Annotated in this window: 9 protein-coding genes and 2 pseudogenes; 6 read left to right on the top strand and 5 right to left on the bottom strand. The window is 70.4% G+C overall.

What is annotated here, in order from left to right; all coding sequences use genetic code 11:
• Positions 1–50: 50 nt before the first annotated feature.
• Together ACGFU7_RS37500 and ACGFU7_RS37505 are read right to left on the bottom strand one after the other, a co-directional pair.
• Positions 51–872 (bottom strand): DUF4118 domain-containing protein, encoded by an 822-nt coding sequence (locus ACGFU7_RS37500; protein ID WP_393702097.1) that lies wholly within the window; start codon positions 870–872, stop codon positions 51–53.
• Positions 869–3,424: an ATP-binding protein gene (locus ACGFU7_RS37505; protein ID WP_393702167.1), complete on the bottom strand. Its 2,556-nt coding sequence runs from the start codon at positions 3,422–3,424 to the stop codon at positions 869–871. Before ACGFU7_RS37505 ends, ACGFU7_RS37500 begins: the two co-directional genes overlap by 4 nt.
• Positions 3,425–3,681: 257 nt before the next feature.
• Here ACGFU7_RS37505 and ACGFU7_RS37510 point away from each other — a divergent pair, with 257 nt between their 5' ends.
• Complete coding sequence (locus ACGFU7_RS37510) at positions 3,682–5,256, top strand: Na+/H+ antiporter (protein WP_393702099.1); 1,575 nt, start codon at positions 3,682–3,684, stop codon at positions 5,254–5,256.
• 5 nt (positions 5,257–5,261) lie between these two features.
• Complete coding sequence (locus ACGFU7_RS37515; protein ID WP_393702101.1) at positions 5,262–5,558, top strand: YnfA family protein; 297 nt, start codon at positions 5,262–5,264, stop codon at positions 5,556–5,558.
• Between the two features lie 33 nt (positions 5,559–5,591).
• Here ACGFU7_RS37515 and ACGFU7_RS37520 read toward each other — a convergent pair whose 3' ends face one another.
• Positions 5,592–7,100: a hypothetical protein gene (locus ACGFU7_RS37520; protein WP_393702102.1), complete on the bottom strand. Its 1,509-nt coding sequence runs from the start codon at positions 7,098–7,100 to the stop codon at positions 5,592–5,594.
• A 534-nt stretch (positions 7,101–7,634) separates the two neighbouring features.
• Here ACGFU7_RS37520 and kdpB point away from each other — a divergent pair.
• Both kdpB and ACGFU7_RS37530 read left to right on the top strand, forming a co-directional pair.
• Positions 7,635–9,776, top strand: coding sequence for a potassium-transporting ATPase subunit KdpB (gene kdpB, locus ACGFU7_RS37525; protein ID WP_393702168.1), 2,142 nt, complete (start codon positions 7,635–7,637; stop codon positions 9,774–9,776).
• A 236-nt stretch (positions 9,777–10,012) separates the two neighbouring features.
• Positions 10,013–11,962 carry an amino acid transporter gene (locus tag ACGFU7_RS37530; RefSeq protein WP_393702104.1) on the top strand — a complete coding sequence of 650 codons (1,950 nt, stop codon included), beginning with the start codon at positions 10,013–10,015 and terminating at the stop codon, positions 11,960–11,962.
• A 139-nt stretch (positions 11,963–12,101) separates the two neighbouring features.
• Here ACGFU7_RS37530 and ACGFU7_RS37535 read toward each other — a convergent pair.
• Positions 12,102–12,827, bottom strand: a pseudogene (locus ACGFU7_RS37535) (cytosine permease); the annotation flags it as partial.
• On the opposite strand from ACGFU7_RS37535, the pseudogene ACGFU7_RS37540 reads away from it, so the two are divergent.
• Positions 12,823–13,871: pseudogene (locus ACGFU7_RS37540) on the top strand (amidohydrolase); the annotation flags it as partial. The pseudogenes ACGFU7_RS37535 and ACGFU7_RS37540 sit on opposite strands and share 5 nt — an antisense overlap.
• Positions 13,872–13,912: 41 nt before the next feature.
• On the opposite strand, the gene ACGFU7_RS37545 reads toward ACGFU7_RS37540, so the two are convergent.
• A complete protein-coding gene (locus tag ACGFU7_RS37545; RefSeq protein WP_393702106.1) occupies positions 13,913–14,296 on the bottom strand; it encodes a hypothetical protein in 384 nt (127 codons plus the stop codon).
• A 115-nt stretch (positions 14,297–14,411) separates the two neighbouring features.
• Between ACGFU7_RS37545 and ACGFU7_RS37550 the strand changes: the two genes are divergently transcribed.
• Positions 14,412–16,577: a prolyl oligopeptidase family serine peptidase gene (locus ACGFU7_RS37550; protein ID WP_393702108.1), complete on the top strand. Its 2,166-nt coding sequence runs from the start codon at positions 14,412–14,414 to the stop codon at positions 16,575–16,577.
• Positions 16,578–16,646 lie beyond the last annotated feature (69 nt).

The raw sequence follows: 16,646 nt of genomic DNA on the forward strand, positions 1-16,646 counted from the left end.
TGGGGCGTGTCTGGCGTCCCGCGGGCCGGCCGCCCATGCCGTACCAGGTTTCAGCCGTCCTTCACGGGTCCGGCCGTGTCGAGGGCCGCGCCCGTCTGGTCGGCGAGGGTCACCGCGACGAGGCGGGCCTGGAGCGGCGGGACGGGGCCCGGGCCGGGGGTGAGCATGAAGCGGCCGAGGTAGTGGCCCTTGCCGTACGTGCGAAGTTCGATCTCGCCCTCCGGCCAGCCCCGGCTGTCGACGTCCCAGCGCTTGCGGCCGACCGCGACGCTCCCGTCCTGTTGCAGGCGGGACGGCTTTCCCATGAGAGTGCCGTACTCGAAGCGGCAGGCGCGCAGGCCGAGCAGCTCGGTCAGCTGGCTGCGGACGTGGTCGACCACTGTGTCCGAGGACTTGGCGGACTGGGCGAGGTCGGCAGTCTCGTGGATGCGGGCGAGGTAACCGGCGTCCGTCACCGTGATTACTTCGAGGCGGCGGGCGCGGGCCGCGAGCTGGGACACGATCACGCCGACGACCAGGAGCAGTACCGCTGTCTCGATGTCGGCGGAGGCGGTGATGTTGAAGGTCCGGTACGGGCGGGTGAGAAAGAAGTCGAACCAAGCGGCGGCCGAGAGCGCCGCGAGCGCGCCCGCCATACGGCTCCCGATGGCGGCCACCGCGACGACCACCACGACCAGGATCAGCGCCGCGTTCGTGCGCGACAGGTCGGTACGGAAGGGCACAAGTGCGAGCGCCACCAGAAACGGTCCAGCGAGGCCCGCCAGCAGGGCGAGCCGGTCCCGGAGCGGATAGCCGGTCATCACGCCGTCACCTCCTGCATTCACTGCGGCGGCTCCGGGCCTGCGCCCTCGTACGCCGATTTCAGGGGTCATACGCCCCTCCTACGCTCTCCCCCTACACTCTGCGTACCACTGGGGTGCTCCGCCCGCTCGGCGAAGGGCAGGGACAGCACCATGGTCAGGCCCCCGCCGGGAGTGTCCTCCGGGGTGAGGGTGCCGTCCATCGCCTCGGTCAGGCCCCGGGAGAGGGCCAGGCCCAGGCCGAGTCCGGTGGTGTTGTCGGTGTCGCCGAGGCGCTGGAAGGGTTCGAAGAGGCGGTCGCGGTCGGTGGGCGGGAGGCCGGGGCCGCGGTCGACGACGCGCAGTTCGACACGGCCTGCGTGGATGCTGGCGGTCAGCAGCACCTTGTGCCCGGCCGGACTGTGGCGGGCGGCGTTACCCGCGAGGTTGGCGACCACCCGCTCCAGCAAGGGCGGGTCGGCCAGAACGGCGGGAACCTCCTCCAGGTCCCCCACCTCGACCTCAGGGGTGTCTGCCAGCGCCGCCGGCAGGATCTCTTCGAATGTGGTGGCGCGCAGGTTCAGGGTGAGCGCCCCTGCCTGCAGCCGGCTGAGGTCGAGCAGGTTCTCCACCAGTCGGTTCAGCTTGGCCATCGACTCGTCGGCGGTGGCGAGGAGCTCGCCCCGGTCCTCGTCGGAGAACTCCACGTCACGGCTGCGCAGCGAGGAGACGGCTGCCCAGCCGGCGGCGAGCGGGGTGCGCAGGTCGTGGCCGACCGCCCGCAGCAGCGCCGTACGCATCCGGTCGGCGGCCTTGACCGGTTCGACCTCGGCGGCGGCCTCGGCGAGCCGGGCCCGTTCGACGGCGGCGCCCACGTGCGCCGCGAAGGCGGCCAGGACGCGCCGTTCGGAGGACGGGAGGGGGCGGCCGCGCAGCACCAGGAAGGCGCCGGGTCCCGCGGGTACGGCCGTCACGTCATCCCCTCCGGGCGGCTCGTCCACCAGCTCCGCCGAGTCCATGCCGAAGGTTTCGCGGGTGCGTTCCACCAGCGCCGGGATCGTCGCGCCGCCGCGCACGATGGTGCCCGCGAGGGACGACATGGTCTCCGCCTCGGCGGTGGCCCGCGCCGAGCGCCTCGACAGACGCAGGGAACGGTCGACGACAGCAGCCACTATGGCGGCCACCACCGCGAACACCGCCAGGGCCAGCAGCGCATTCGGATCGTTCAGCGTGAATTGCCCGATGGGCGGGATGAACCAGTAGTTGAGCAGCAGGGACGCCGTCACCGACGCGATCACCGCCGACGCGACCCCGCCTATGCAGGCCACCCCCACCACAGCGAGCAGGAAGAGCAGGGCCTCGCTGGTGAGGTTGAGTCTGTCCCGGGCTGCGCCCAGATCCAACAGGAAGGTGAGCGCCACCGGCAGCAGCAGGCCGGCGACCGGGCCCGCGATCCGGCGAACGGTCGACAAAGTACGTCTGCGCGAGGGCAGCAGTGTGCCGCGCCCGGCGCGTTCGTGCGTGACCGTGTGGATGTCGATGTCGCCGGAGAGTTCGACGACCGTCTCGCCGGTGCCGCGTCCGGTGACGAAGCGTTCGAGGCGGCCCCGGCGGCTGGTGCCGAGTACGAGCTGGGTGGCGTTCTCGGCACGCGCGAACTCCACCAGGGCGGTGGCGACGTCGTCGCCGACCACGGAGTGGTAGCTGCCGCCGAGGTCCTCGATCAGCCGCCGCTGCCGGACCAGGGAGGCGTGCGAGGCGCCCGCGGCGAGCCCGTCGCTGCGCGTGACGTGGACGGAGAGCAGGTCACCGCCGGCCGACCGGTCGGCGATGCGGGCGGCCCGCCGGATGAGGGTGTCGCCCTCGGGGCCGCCGGTGAGCGCGACCACGACCCGCTCCCGGGTCTCCCACACCCCGCCGATGCCGTGCTCGGCGCGGTACGACTGAAGCGCCTCGTCGACGCGGTCGGCCACCCACAGCAGGGCAAGCTGACGCAGCGCGGTCAGATTGCCGGGGCGGAAGTAGTTGGCGAGCGCCGCGTCGACCTTCTCGGGCGCATAGATGTTGCCGTGCGCCATCCGGCGGCGCAGCCCCTCGGGTGGCATGTCCACCAGCTCGATCTGATGGGCTCTGCGGACGACCTCATCGGGCACCGTCTCGTGCTGCGGCACCCTGGTGATCTTCTCAACGACGTCGTTGAGGGATTCGAGATGCTGGATGTTGAGCGCGCTGATGACATCGATCCCCGCCGCGAGCAGCTCCTCGATGTCCTGCCGGCGCTTGGGGTTGCGGTCGCCGCCAGGGACGTTGCTGTGGGCGAACTCGTCGACGATCGCGACCTGCGGGCGGCGCGCCAGGACTGCGGCGAGGTCCATCTCCGTGAACTCGCCGCCACGGTAGGCGCACGAGGCTCGCTCGACGACTTCCAGGCCGTCGAGCATCGCCTTCGTGCCGGGGCGCCCGTGGCACTCGACGAACCCCACGACGACATCGGCGCCGCGCGCCGCCCTGCGTCGCGCCTCGTCGAGCATGCGGTAGGTCTTGCCCACCCCCGGGGCTGCCCCGAGGTAGACCTTCAGGCGTCCGGGGCGTACCCCACCGCCGCCGGTCCGTACCTCACCCCCACCGGTCCGTACGACAGTCATATTGGCCCGTACGTCACTCATTGCAGCCGACGTGCTCCGCTCACTGGCGATCAACTCCCCGGAGGGAAGGGTTGCTTCCCCCTACCGAAGCGCTCGTGCGAGTCACTCGGCGCGCCCCTTGACGCATCCTTGGCACCGGTCACGTGGACGTTGACACCACTTTGACGAGCCCTGGACCGATAGGGTGAAGACGGTGCGCCGGGAAGTCTGGTCGGCAGGGAGCCAAAAGGTCTCCTTCTCATGGCCAAGGGGACGGCATGCGCAGCGTAGGAACGGTCCTGGCTCTCGTGGTACTCGCCACCGTGGTGGCGACCTTCGCGCGCCGCCGGCGGATCCCCGCTCCCTCTCTTCTTGTGGTCGCCGGCCTCGCCGTCGCCCTACTGCCGGGCACTCCCGATATCCAGATCAGCCCCGAGATCATCGGGCTCGTCGTGCTGCCACCACTGCTGTACGCGAGCGCCGAGGAGCTGTCCTGGCGCGAGCTGCGCGCGGTGTGGAAGCCGGTCGGGGTGCTGTCGATCGGCCTGGTGCTGGCCTCGGCGGCAGCGGTCGGCGCGGTGGCGTCCCTCGTCACTCCGCTGTCGTGGCAGATGGCGTTGGTGCTGGGCGCGGTGCTGGCCAGTACGGACCCGGTGGCCGTCACCGCGCTGGGCAGGCGCCTGGCGCTGCCGCCCAAGGTGCAGGTACTGGTCCAGGCCGAGAGCCTGTTCAACGATGCGACGTCGCTGGTCCTGTTCCGGGTCGCGGTGAGCGTCGCCGTGGCATCGGCAGCGGTCGGCTGGGGTGCTGCGGCAGGGGAGTTCGCGCTGCTGGCGGGCGGCGGCATGGTCATCGGGGCGGCCGTTGCGAGCGTGGTGGCCCTGATCCGCAGGCGTACGGAGGACCCGGTTCTGGAGACGGTGATTTCCCTCGTCACCCCGTACGCGGCCTACGTTCTGGCCGAGGCGGCGCACGCGTCGGGTGTCACCTCCGTGGTGGTGGCCGGTGTCGTCCTGGGCGGCCGGGGCGATCGGCTCACCAACGCCCGCATACGGCTCCAGTTGCACGCCGTCTACGGCACCGTGGTCTTCCTGCTGGAGAGCGTCGTCTTCGGCCTCATCGGCCTGGCCTTGCCGGCCCAGGTACGCGCGCTCTCCGACGGTGACCGGGCGTGGCCGCTGTATGCGCTCGCCGTTGCCGCCACGCTGATCGCCATGCGCATGCTGTGGCTGGCGCCGCTGTCGGCGGTGGTGCAGCGCAAGGGCGGCATCCAGCGCATGAACTGGCGAGTGCCGGTGGTGCTGACCTGGGCCGGCACCCGGGGTGTCGTACCGCTGGCCGCCGCCCTGTCCATCCCGGTGACCACAAAGGCGGGGGCCACGCTCTCGGAACGCCCCCTCGTCCTCGTCCTCACCACTTCGGTCGTGGTCGCCACCCTCGTCGTCCAGGGCTTCACCCTCGCCCCGGTCGTCCGCCGCTCCGGCATCGCCCTGGAACCCGACCACACGGAACGGGAGGAGGCCGAGGCCCGCTGCAGCCTGGCGACCGCAGGACTGAGCCGCCTGGAGGAGATCTCGGACCTGGAAGCCGTCCCGGACGTCGTCCTCGACCGCCTCCGCCGCGGCCTGACGGCCCGACTCGACCACGCCCGCGACCGGCTCGCGCAGGCCAACGGCGATGGGACCCCGACGGAATCCGCCGACCTCACCTACCGCCAGCTGCGCCGCGACCTGATCACCGTGGAGGCGGCCGAGCTCCAGCGCCTGTACGACGAGCACCGCATAGGCGACACGACGCGCCGTCGGCTGCAACGCTCACTCGACCTGGAGGAGGCGCGCCTCGCGGACGCCTAGTGGGTATGCGAGCGCACATCCTCTTCCGAGGCCGGAAAATCACAAGTCCCTTCGGTCGGGAAGGCTGGATCCGGATCGGTGCCGGCGTCATCGATCTCGGCCTGTACGGGGTGGTGGCCACCTGGCAGAACGGCGACAATTTTGGCCGCATCCCGGCCGCCTACGGTGGCATCTTCGTCGCCGGGTCCATCGCCTGGGGCATGGTCGCCAACGGCTGCCTTCCCGACCGGTTCCACATCATCGGTGCACTCGTCTGTCTCGCCGGAATGGCCGTCATCATGTACGCGCCCCGCAGCCACTGACCTCCTCGACCAGACGCAACCGCGCCGTGCGCTTCAGCGGAACTCGGCGAACCGCGGCCGCAGCCCGATGACGGTGAGTGCGGCCGCCGCGAGGAGGGTGCCAAGAGCACAGGGCAGCAGATCGCCCACCGAGGAGCGGCCTGCCTGTACCGAGGCGGTGAAGTGGCGGCGGTTGATCTCGGTCACCTTGTCCAGCGCCGTCATCCATGCCCCGAAGTGCGCGTTGGACATGCCGGGCTCCCAGCTGATGCCGAACGCGACGGCCTCGCGTTCCTTGCCCTGCGCGACCAGTGCGCGGACCTTGCGGTCGTCGCGCTGGTAGACGGCGTACGTCTCGACTGTCTTCTCGGCCGCGGCCCGCTCGCCGGGGAAGGTGACGTTGTCGAGCTCGCGCCGGAACTCGCCGGTGAAGCGCAGTTCTTCGTGGTCGGAGCGGTACGCCTGCCAGGTCGTGACGAGTTCGTCGTCGTACGTGGCGAGGGTCGCGCCCTGCATGCCGTACAGCTTCTGCGACTTCTCCAGGAACGCGCGCTCGTACTGACCGCGACGCTCCGGATCGAGGAGGTAACGGCTCTCGTCGGCGTTCGCGTCGTACGCGATCGCGCGGGCGCGGGAGAGGGCGACGACGGAGTCGAAGGCATCGCGGCGGGCGCCGCGCAGATTCTCGGCTGTGCCGTAGAGCGCTTGGGCACCGAGGAGGACGGCGAGCAGAGCGCAGACGGTGGCGGCCAGTACGACGGGGTTGAGGATCCGATGGAAGCGGCGCGCCAAGTACCACTGGAGGACACCGAGCGAGGCGAGGAGCGCCACGCCGAGCGCGATGGCGGCGGCGAGCTGGGCCGACAGGGCCGAGCGGTCCTGCGCGTACCGCGTGTTGAACGCCAGATTGTTGGAGGCCACCAACTCTCGTGACTCCGGCAGGAGCTGCCGCTGGAGCAGGTCCGTCGCCTTCCGGTAGTCGACGAGTGCGGACGCCTTGCCGCCGGTGCGGCCGTCGTTTTCGAGAGCGCGTCCTATCAGCTCCTGGTACTCGGCAAAGTTGTCAGTGAGGGATTCGACGGTCCGCTCGTCGGTGCGGTTGCCCTGGGCGGCGACGGCGAGGGCACGCAGGTCGTGGCCGATCTCGCGGCGGGCGTCACGGTAGAAGGCGACTGCCTTGTCGTACGGCGTGTGCAGGCGCCCAGTGCCTGCGTTGCCGCTGGACAGCAGGAGGTTGGCGGCCTGCGCATCCATGTCGTTGAGGGCGAAGTTGAGGTCGGCGGCGCTGGTGGTGCGGGGCGCGTCGCGACCGGCGACGGCGTCCCAGGTGCCGATGGCAGCGAGTCCGGCCGGCGCGAGCAGCAGGGCGAGGGCGGCTGCGAGCGAGACCGTGGCCGCGCGCAGGAGACGCAGCCGCGCGGGCAGGGTGGCCCAGCAGCGGCGGCGCAGAGCGGCCCACGCGGCCACAGCCCCGCTGCGGAGGCGACGCCCCGGGCTGCCCGGCCGGCGACCCCCGTAGCGGCCGCGGGCCGGGCCCACCCCCGGGCGGGGCGACCGGTCCATGCTGTGGCTGTGCCACCGTACTGGCCCCCGCCACAGGACTGCGTGTGGTACCGGCCGTGATGGTCACGAGCCCTCCAACGTCACGCCACGGACGGTCGCCCGTGTCACCCCGTGCCGCTCAGCCTGCGACCGGAATCAGCCACGTGCGTGGTCCATTGACGCCCCTCTGACGCCTTTTCAGCTGCCGTTGACAGGGCTTTGACGCGGTCGCCCGAAGGGCCGTAAGAGGGGCGCAAATTCCGTACCGGACGGCGCAGTTCGGACATCCGGCCGGGCTAGATTTCCCCTCGGCCGCCGCGGAGGCACGCGGACGTCAGTGGCATGACGGCTCTCCTCCGGGTGCATCCATCGGGTGCTACCAGCCAGGGCACCTCACGGGCGGCCCAGCACGCGGCGGCGTCCCGTCGCCGATGTCCGTGCGCAGCCCTGCGGTGCCGGGGCCAGGCGGCCACCACACACTCTGTCAGCCCGACCGGTCGCCGACGCGCCGCCCTGCGCGTGGGCGCGGTTCCCCACCGAGGCATGAAGGTCCCCATGTTTCCCGCCGCTCCCCAGCAGGCCCCGCCGTCCCGCCCTCAGCGCACGCCCCAGCCCGGATCGGAGGGGGGTCCGAGACGCCGCACGCCGAGCGGGCTGTTCGAACCCGTCCAGCTCGCGCGGTCCTTCCCCGAGGCGCTGCGCAAACTGCACCCGCGGGTCCTCGTCAAGAACCCGGTGCTGTTCGTCGTCTCCGTCGGAGCCGTCCTGACCACACTCTCCGCGGTCCTCCACCCAGCCGTCTTCACCTGGGTGATCAGCGCCTGGCTGTGGCTGACAGTGGTCTTCGCGAACCTCGCGGAAGCCGTCGCCGAGGGCCGCGGCAAGGCGCAGGCCGAGTCGCTGCGCAAGGCCCGCACCGACACAGTCGCGCTGCGCCTGCGCCACTGGAGTTATGGCACCGACGCGCGGCACGCCGAGACGGAGGCGGTGCCCGCCACCGACCTCAAGCCGCTCGACGTCATCCTGGTCGAGGCGGGCGAACTGATCCCCGCCGACGGCGACATCATCGACGGCATCGCGGCGGTCGACGAATCCGCCGTCACCGGCGAGTCGGCGCCCGTCATCCGGGAGTCGGGCGGCGACCGCAGCGGTGTCACCGGCGGCACGACGGTACTGTCGGACCGGATCGTGGTCCGCGTCAGCGCACGCCCGGGACACTCCTTCCTGGATCGGATGATCGCGCTCGTCGAAGGCGCCTCCCGCCAGAAGACCCCGAACGAGATCGCGCTGAACATCCTGCTGGCCGCGCTGACGATCATCTTCATCCTGGTCGTCGTCACGCTCCAGCCGATGGCCGAGTACGCCGGCGCCGCCCAGTCCACTACCGTGCTGGTCGCTCTCCTCGTCACCCTCATCCCTACGACGATCGGCGCGCTGCTGTCCGCGATCGGCATCGCGGGCATGGACCGTCTCGTCCAGCGCAACGTCCTCGCCATGTCGGGCCGCGCGGTCGAGGCCGCCGGCGACGTCAACACCCTGCTCCTCGACAAGACCGGCACCATCACCCTCGGCAACCGCGAGGCGGCCGCCTTCGTCCCGCTGCCCGGCATCACCGAAGTCCAACTCGCCGACGCCGCACAGCTGTCGTCCCTGGCCGACGAGACACCCGAGGGCCGCTCCGTCGTCGTACTGGCGAAGGCCCAGTACGGGCTGCGCGCCCCCGCACAGGGCGAGCTGAGCCACGCGCGATGGGTGAAGTTCACTGCCCGGACCCGAATGAGCGGCGTCGACCTGCGCTGGGACAACGGCGCGGTGTGCGCCATCCGCAAGGGCGCCGCCCAGCAGATCATCGAGTGGGTGGAGATGTACGGCGGCCAAGTCCCGCCCGAGGCACGGCGGTTCGCCGATTCCGTAGCGGCCTCTGGCGGCACTCCCCTGCTGGTTGCCGTGCACGACTGGGACGGACCGCGCGTGCTGGGCCTGATCCATCTCAAGGACGGCATCCGCGAACGCTTCGCCGAGCTGCGCCGCATGGGCATCCGCACAGTGATGATCACGGGCGACAACCCGCTCACCGCCCGCGCCATCGCCGAAGAGGCGGGCGTGGACGATTACCTGGCTGAGGCAACTCCTGAGGACAAGCTCGCGCTGATCAAACGGGAGCAGGCGGGCGGCAAGCTCGTCGCGATGACCGGTGACGGCACGAACGATGCGCCGGCCCTGGCGCAGGCGGACGTGGGTGTCGCGATGAACACGGGTACGTCGGCCGCCAAGGAGGCCGGCAACATGGTCGACCTCGACTCCAACCCGACCAAGCTCATCGAGATCGTGGAGATCGGCAAGCAACTCCTCATCACCCGGGGCGCACTGACGACGTTCTCCATCACGAACGACGTCGCGAAGTACTTCGCGATCATCCCGGCGATGTTCGCGGCGGTCTATCCGGGCCTGGAGTCGCTCAACGTCATGGGTCTGCACAGCCCGACGTCCGCGATCGCCTCGGCGATCATCTTCAACGCGCTCATCATCATCGCCCTGATCCCGCTCGCGCTGCGGGGCGTCCGCTACACGCCGTCGTCCGCGCACGACCTGCTGCGCCGCAACCTCATGCGGTACGGACTCGGCGGGCTCGTCCTCCCCTTCGCCGGCATCAAGCTGATCGATCTGCTCATCTCAGGTCTGCCGGGGCTGGGCTGAGTCACGTACTCGTCAAGAAGGCGTCTTCGCACGTCAGAGGCGCGCAGGGAAAGGAGAACGAGGTCCGCGCACTGAAGGCGTTGCGAGGGCCGGTGGAGACAGTCGCGCTCGGCGCGGACACGTCTCTTCTCGGTGCGGGGGAGCCCTCGGCCGTGGATCACTCCTTGCGTACGCTGATGCGGCGGTCTCCTTGATGGCCGGAACCGTTCGTATAGCCGTACGTCAGGAGCACACCGATGACCACCCCCGCCCACGTCCGTACGAGTCGCCTGCGCGCGTGGATGCTGGAGGGCCTGTCCGACATGGCCGGGCATCAGCAGGGGCCGCATGCCAAGCCGGTGCCCGCGCACAAAGGGCAGCGGTGGTGGCGGGTGATGTGCCTGACCGGCGTCGACTACTTCTCCACGCTGGGCTATCAGCCGGGCATCGCCGCCCTCGCGGCCGGGCTCCTGTCGCCGGTGGCCACCATCGTGCTCGTGATCGTCACTCTGGCGGGCGCGTTGCCGGTCTACCGGCGGGTGGCTGAGGAGAGCCCGCGTGGCGAGGGCTCGATCGCGATGCTGGAGCGGCTGCTGTCGTTCTGGAAGGGCAAGCTGTTCGTCCTGACGCTGCTCGGCTTCGCCGCCACCGACTTCCTGATCACCATCACGCTGTCGGCAGCAGACGCCTCCACCCACCTGGTGGAGAACCCCCACCTGACCGATGCGCTGCACGACAAACAGATGCTGATCACACTCATTCTCGTGGCGCTGCTGGGCGCGGTGTTCCTCAAGGGCTTCCTGGAGGCGATCGGCGTCGCGGTCGTCCTGGTGGGGATCTACCTGACCCTGAACGTCGTCGTCGTGGTGGTGGGCCTGTGGCACGTCGCCTCCGCTGCGCACGTGGTCACCGACTGGACCACCGCCCTGACCACCCAGCACGGAAACGTCATCGCCATGGTCGGCGTCGCGCTGCTGGTCTTCCCGAAGCTGGCCCTTGGCCTGTCCGGCTTCGAGACCGGCGTGGCGGTCATGCCGCACGTCGAAGGCGACCCCGACGACACCGAGGAGAAGCCCACCGGCCGCATCCGGGACACGAAGAAGCTGCTGACCACCGCCGCGGTGATCATGAGCGTGTTCCTGATCGCCACCAGCTTCATCACCACCGTGCTCATCCCGGAGAAGGAGTTCGAGTCGGGCGGCCAGGCCAACGGCCGCGCACTCGCGTATCTGGCGCACGAGTATCTCGGAAACACCTTCGGCACGGTCTACGACGTCTCCACTATCGCCATCCTGTGGTTCGCAGGCGCCTCCGCCATGGCCGGCCTGCTCAACCTGATGCCCCGCTACCTGCCCCGGTACGGCATGGCCCCGCACTGGGCGCGCGCCGTCCGCCCGATGGTGATCGTCTTCACGCTGGTCGCATTCCTGGTCACATGGATCTTCGACGCCGATGTCGACGCCCAGGGTGGCGCCTACGCCACCGGCGTCCTCGTGCTGATCAGCTCCGCCGCCATCGCCGTCACCATCGCCGCGCGCAAGGCCGGCCAGCGCAACTGGACCATTGCCTTCGCCGTCATCTCGGCGGTCTTCCTCTACACCACCGTGGTGAACGTCATCGAGCGCCCCGACGGCGTGAAAATCGGTGCCTGCTTCATCGCCGGAATCATCCTCGTCTCCCTCCTTTCACGGCTGGCCCGCGCCTTCGAGCTTCGGGTCACCAGCGTGACGCTGGACGACATGGCGGAGCGCTTCGTGCGGGACGTCGCCAGCCGCAGGATCCGGTTCATCGCCAATGAACCCGACAACCGCGACATCGCCGAGTACCGCGACAAGATCGAGCAGATTCGTCACGACAACGACGTCCCGACCCAGGAGGACTTCGTCTTCGTCGAGGTCACCGTTCTCGACCCCTCGGAGTTCGAGGCGGGCCTGACCGTACGCGGCGAAGTCCTGCACGGCCGCTACCGGGTCCTGACCCTGGAGAGCTCCTCCGTCCCCAACGCCCTGGCCGCCCTGGTCCTGCACGTCCGCGACATCACCGGACAGCGCCCGCACATCTACTTCGAGTGGACGGAGGGCAACCCCTTCGCCAACTTCCTGCGCTTCTTCCTCTTCGGCCAGGGCGAGGTCGCTCCCGTCACCCGCGAGGTCCTCCGCGAGGCCGAACCCGACCGGAAGCGGCGGCCGCGGGTGCACGTCGGCTGAGCGCCGCGCACAGCGGACCGGCATCTGCTCCATCCACAAACCTCCTGGCATCATCCGTCCGTTGCCGTGCGGAGCGGACCGGCAAGCCTGCCGCGCGGGCACGGGAGCCGAGCCCGAGGCCGGAGCGCATCATGAGCGCCTAGACGGTCGGCGCGACCACGACTCCGACGGGCAGGGCGAGGTCGGCGCCGCCCAGGGCTCGGGCGAGCGGGCCCTCGTACAGCTCGGTGTTCACGCAGAGGAAGGCGGCGGCGGTGCCGGTGGCCAGCGCAATGGCACCTGCCCAGTTGACGCCGGCGACGTACCAGTACGGGCTGTTCGGTGTCTCGTCGGTCAGTGCGAGGCCGTCGTACCGGTTGCGGCGCAGCAGGATGTCGACGGCGTAGATCGCCATACTGGGGCCGAGCAGCACGACGGTGAGCTGGAGGACGTTGCTGACGGTGTCGAGGAAATTGGACACGAGCAGTGCGTAGAGCGTCAGGGCCACACCGAAGACCCCGTCGACGATGACGCTGAGGGACCGGCGGATGCGCACGCCGACGGCCTGCAGGGCTGGGCCTGAGCTGTAGGCCGTCATCGCGTTGATGGCGATGGTGCCGAGGACGAGGGCGAGCAGGAACAGTGGCGTGAACCATCGGGGCAGGATCGCTTCGAGCGCGGTCTGCGGGTCGGTCATGTCGATCGCGGTGGCGGCGCAGGTGCCCAGTGCGGTGACCAGGACGCTCGGCAGGAATCCGCCCGGCGCCGTCCAGCCCGCGACCGCCCGAGGAGAGGTCGTACGGGGCAGATGGCGAGAGAAGTCCGCGCTGTTGGTGTACGAGAGCGGCCCCGAGGCGATGAGGGCGATCCCGCCCGCGAGAGTCGTCGAAGCCGCGACCCCGCAGCCCACCCGCGCAGAACTCCGTGGCCGCCTCGCCGCCACCCTCCAGAGCATGGCTGCCGCCGGACTCACCGGCGGCCACGCCATGGACGCCAACGGCGAGAGCCTCCCCCTGTACACCGAACTCGACGCCGACGACGCGCTCCCGCTCCGGCTACGGGTCGCCCCTGGTGCCGGCCCGGCACCGATGCGGAGGCACTGCGCGCGCTCATGGACCAGCAGGGCAGGGGCGGCAGGCTGTGGCGGACGGAGGGCGTCAAGCTCTTCATGGACGGCACGATCGACAGCGGCACCGCATGGCTGGAGCGCCCCGACTGCCACGGCGAGTCCACGCACGCATACTGGCCCGACCCGGACGCCTGTACGAAGGTCGTTGCAGAGCTCCACCACGCCGGTGTGCCCACCGCGACGCACGCCATCAAAGACGCTGCGGTGCGGCGCGTACTCGACTCCGTCGAGAAGGCGCGCACCATCGGGGACACGGGCGTCCGGCACCGTATCGAACACATCGAGACGGTCCCCGACGACACGCTGCGCCGCTTCGCGGAACTCGGCGTCATCGCTTCCATGCAGCCCACGCACTGCTGCGACTTCACCCGCGCCGACCACACCGACAACTGGTCCCGGCGCCTCGGCGAGGAGCGCGCCTCACGCGCCTGGCGCCGCCGGGACCTGTGGGACTCCGGCGCCACCGTCGTCCTCGGTTCCGACTGGCCGATCGCTCCCTATCCCCCGCTGGCTGTCATGGCCGGCGCCCGCCACCGCCGCCCCGGCCGTGACCTGACCCAGCCCCCGCACGGCCCCGAACAGGCGCTGACACCGCTGGAGGCGCTCCAGGGAATGACCCTCAACGCCGCCTACGCCGCGGGCGAAGAACGGCATGCCGGCCGCCTCGCCGTCGGCCACCGCGCCGACCTCACCGTCTTCGCGGACAGCCCGCTCAGCACGCCGGCCACGGACCTGCCCCAACTCCCTGTGCTGCTCACCGTCCTCGACGGACAGCCCACCCATCGCGAACCGAGCCTCTGACACGCTCGCCGCCACCGACCCACTGCCCATGGCTCCGACGCCTACGAACGCAGCACCGCCTCGACTCGGCTGCGGAGAAGCTCATACTCCTCACGGAGCCGCACGATCTCCGCAGGCCGTTCAATCACATCTCCGCCGACGACTGTCTCGTCGGGGCCGAACTGCTCGCGGGTGAGATCGACTTCGATCCCCATGCCCAGACGGTTCCACCAGTGGTAGTCCACTCGCTCGCCGTTGACATGAACCTCGCCGCGGATCAGCTCACCGCCCAACAGATCGTTCACCACCAGGGCGGTGACACCGCACTGGTCGCGCGCCGGATTGTCCGGGGTCCAGTTCGGACGGTGATCCGGCGTCGCGGTGTCCGCACCCCAACCACCGCGAATGGCCTGCTCAAGGTCGTCGACGTTCCTCAGCGGTGTCATGCCTCTCAGCCTCGCAGACGCCTCTGACAATCACGCGCGATGCATGGCCCCCGCAGCCTGGCCCGTGCCCGGGCACGGGCCGGTCGATCCGGATTCCGCCTGTCATGGTGTCTCCATGACTCCCCCATTCGACTCCACGGCTGACGACGCTCTCAACAACGCCCTGCGGTTTCCCCGGCAGTTCGCCCGCACCCGGCGTTTCTCGCTCGGAGTGCCCCGGCAGTTCTCCGTCTCACCGGACGGCGCCCGGGTGCTCTTCGTACGGACCACGTCCGGTACGGATCAGGTGAGCCGGCTCTGGCTGTACGAGGACGGCAAGGAGCGGATGCTCGCCGATCCGCTCGGGGCGGGCCACAGCGACGACACGTCGGGTGCGGTGCCACCGGAGGAGCTGGCCCGCCGCGAACGGGCCAGGGAGACCTCGTCGGGCGTGGTGTCCTACGCGACCGATGCACAGGTGCGGCTCGTGGCCTTCGCGCTGAGCGGCGAACTCTGGGTGGTACGGACGGACGGGGGCGCTCCGCGCCGGATCGTCACCGCCGGTCCGGTGGTCGATCCCCGGCCTTCACCGGACGGCGCCCTGATCGCGTACGTGTCCGGGGGTGCGCTCCGGATCGTGACGACGGAGGGCACAGACGACCGTGCGCTCGCCGCCCCGGACGGCGAGCAGGTGACCTACGGACTGTCCGATTACGTATCGGCCGAGTCGATCGGACGCTCGCGCGGCCACTGGTGGTCACCGGGAAGCGATGCGCTTCTGGTGGCGCGGGTGGACACCTCGATGGTGCCGCGCCGGTACATCGGCGATCCGGCCCACCCGGAGCGACCGCCGCGCGAGATCGCGTATCCGGCGGCGGGCACGGCGAACGCCGAAGTGTCGTTGCACCTCGTGCGGGTGTCAGGGGAGCGGCGCGCGGTCCGGCTGCCCGCTGCCGCCGGCGAGGACCATCCCGAGGGGGTGTGGACGGACCGGTCGTTCGAGTACGTGGCGTCGGCGGCGTGGGACGGGCACGGCCCGCTGGTCTCCGTACAGACGCGTGATCAGCGTTCGGTGCACGTCCTCGCGGTGGATGCCGCCACGGGAGAGACGCGAATCCTGAGCCGCGCCCATGACCGTGCGTGGGTCGCCCTCAGGCCGGGTACGCCATTGCGGCTTCCGTCCGGGGCGCTCGTCGTTCCCGCGCAGCCGGGCGGCGACACGCAGGGGCTGAGGATCGGCGACAGGCCGACACCTCCGGGCCTTGAGGTCCGTGAGGTGGTCGGCACCGCCGGTGACAGGGTGTTCTTCACCGCGAGCGAGGAACCGACCGAGGTCCATGTCTGGTCCTGGGCGAGCGGAGCCCCCGGAGACGCTCTCGTGCGCGTCAGCACGGCACCCGGTGTGCACACGGCCTCGGTCGGCGGCCCCACCGTGGTGCTGGACAGCAGGACCCCGGGCGGTCAGACGGTGACCGTGCTCCGCGACGGGGCACCGGTGGGACGGATCGCGGTCCTCACCGAGACTCCTTCGGTCACCCCACGGCCCGCTGTGCTGAGCCTCGGGAAGCGTGAGCTGCGCAGCAGGCTGTATCTGCCGTCGTGGCACCGGCCGGGGGACGCCCCGCTGCCGGTGCTGCTCAACCCGTACGCGGGCCACGGCATGCAGGTCGTCCTGAAGGTGCGTACCTGGTGGGTCGCGGTCGCCCAGTGGTTCGCCGAGCAGGGTTTCGCGGTGCTGGTCACGGATGGCCGCGGCACTCCGGGGCGTGGAGAGGCCTGGGAGAAATCGGTGTACGGAGACCGGCTGACGGCCGTTCTCGAGGACCAGATCGACGCGCTGTACGCGGCCGCCGCACAGTATCCCGAGCTGGACCTGGCGCGGGTCGCCATGCGCGGCTGGTCGTTCAGCGGGTATCTCGCGGCTGCCGCTGTGCTGCGTCACCCGGAGGTCTTCCACGCGGCGGTCGCCGGTGGTGCGCCGACCGACCGGCGGCTCTACGACACCCATTGGGAGGAACGGTTTCTCGGCCACCCGGATGTACTTCCGGAGAACTACGAGCGCAGCTCACTGCTCTCGGAGGCGGCCGGGCTGACGCGCCCGCTCATGCTGGTGCACGGACTTGCCGATGACAATGTGGCCGTCGCCCACATGCTGCGGTTCTCCGCCGCGCTCCTGGCCGCGGGCCGGTCACACACGGTACTGCCGTTGTCCGGGGCCGGCCATCTGGTCACCCAGGAGGAGACGGTGAGCAATCTGTTGCTGCTGGAGCGGGACTTCCTCAAGAAGTCCCTGGGCCGTTGAACACGGGGGTCCCGCTGCGCGTACCTCTGGTCGGACACGGAAGTCGTGAACACCGAAGTCGTGAACACC

Origin of the sequence: Streptomyces sp. NPDC048473 (assembly GCF_043200155.1) — a bacterium.
In the GTDB taxonomy this organism is placed as follows: Bacteria; Actinomycetota; Actinomycetes; order Streptomycetales; family Streptomycetaceae; genus Streptomyces.

Excerpts from the sequence above, each read along its gene's own strand:
- ACGFU7_RS37500 (WP_393702097.1), bottom strand. The coding sequence starts at position 872 with ATGACCCCTGAAATCGGCGTACGAGGGCGCAGGCCCGGAGCCGCCGCA.
- ACGFU7_RS37505 (WP_393702167.1), bottom strand. The coding sequence starts at position 3,424 with ATGACTGTCGTACGGACCGGTGGGGGTGAGGTACGGACCGGCGGCGGT.
- ACGFU7_RS37510 (WP_393702099.1), top strand. The coding sequence starts at position 3,682 with ATGCGCAGCGTAGGAACGGTCCTGGCTCTCGTGGTACTCGCCACCGTG.
- ACGFU7_RS37515 (WP_393702101.1), top strand. The coding sequence starts at position 5,262 with ATGCGAGCGCACATCCTCTTCCGAGGCCGGAAAATCACAAGTCCCTTC.
- ACGFU7_RS37520 (WP_393702102.1), bottom strand. The coding sequence starts at position 7,100 with ATGGACCGGTCGCCCCGCCCGGGGGTGGGCCCGGCCCGCGGCCGCTAC.
- kdpB (WP_393702168.1), top strand. The coding sequence starts at position 7,635 with ATGTTTCCCGCCGCTCCCCAGCAGGCCCCGCCGTCCCGCCCTCAGCGC.
- ACGFU7_RS37530 (WP_393702104.1), top strand. The coding sequence starts at position 10,013 with ATGACCACCCCCGCCCACGTCCGTACGAGTCGCCTGCGCGCGTGGATG.
- ACGFU7_RS37545 (WP_393702106.1), bottom strand. The coding sequence starts at position 14,296 with ATGACACCGCTGAGGAACGTCGACGACCTTGAGCAGGCCATTCGCGGT.
- ACGFU7_RS37550 (WP_393702108.1), top strand. The coding sequence starts at position 14,412 with ATGACTCCCCCATTCGACTCCACGGCTGACGACGCTCTCAACAACGCC.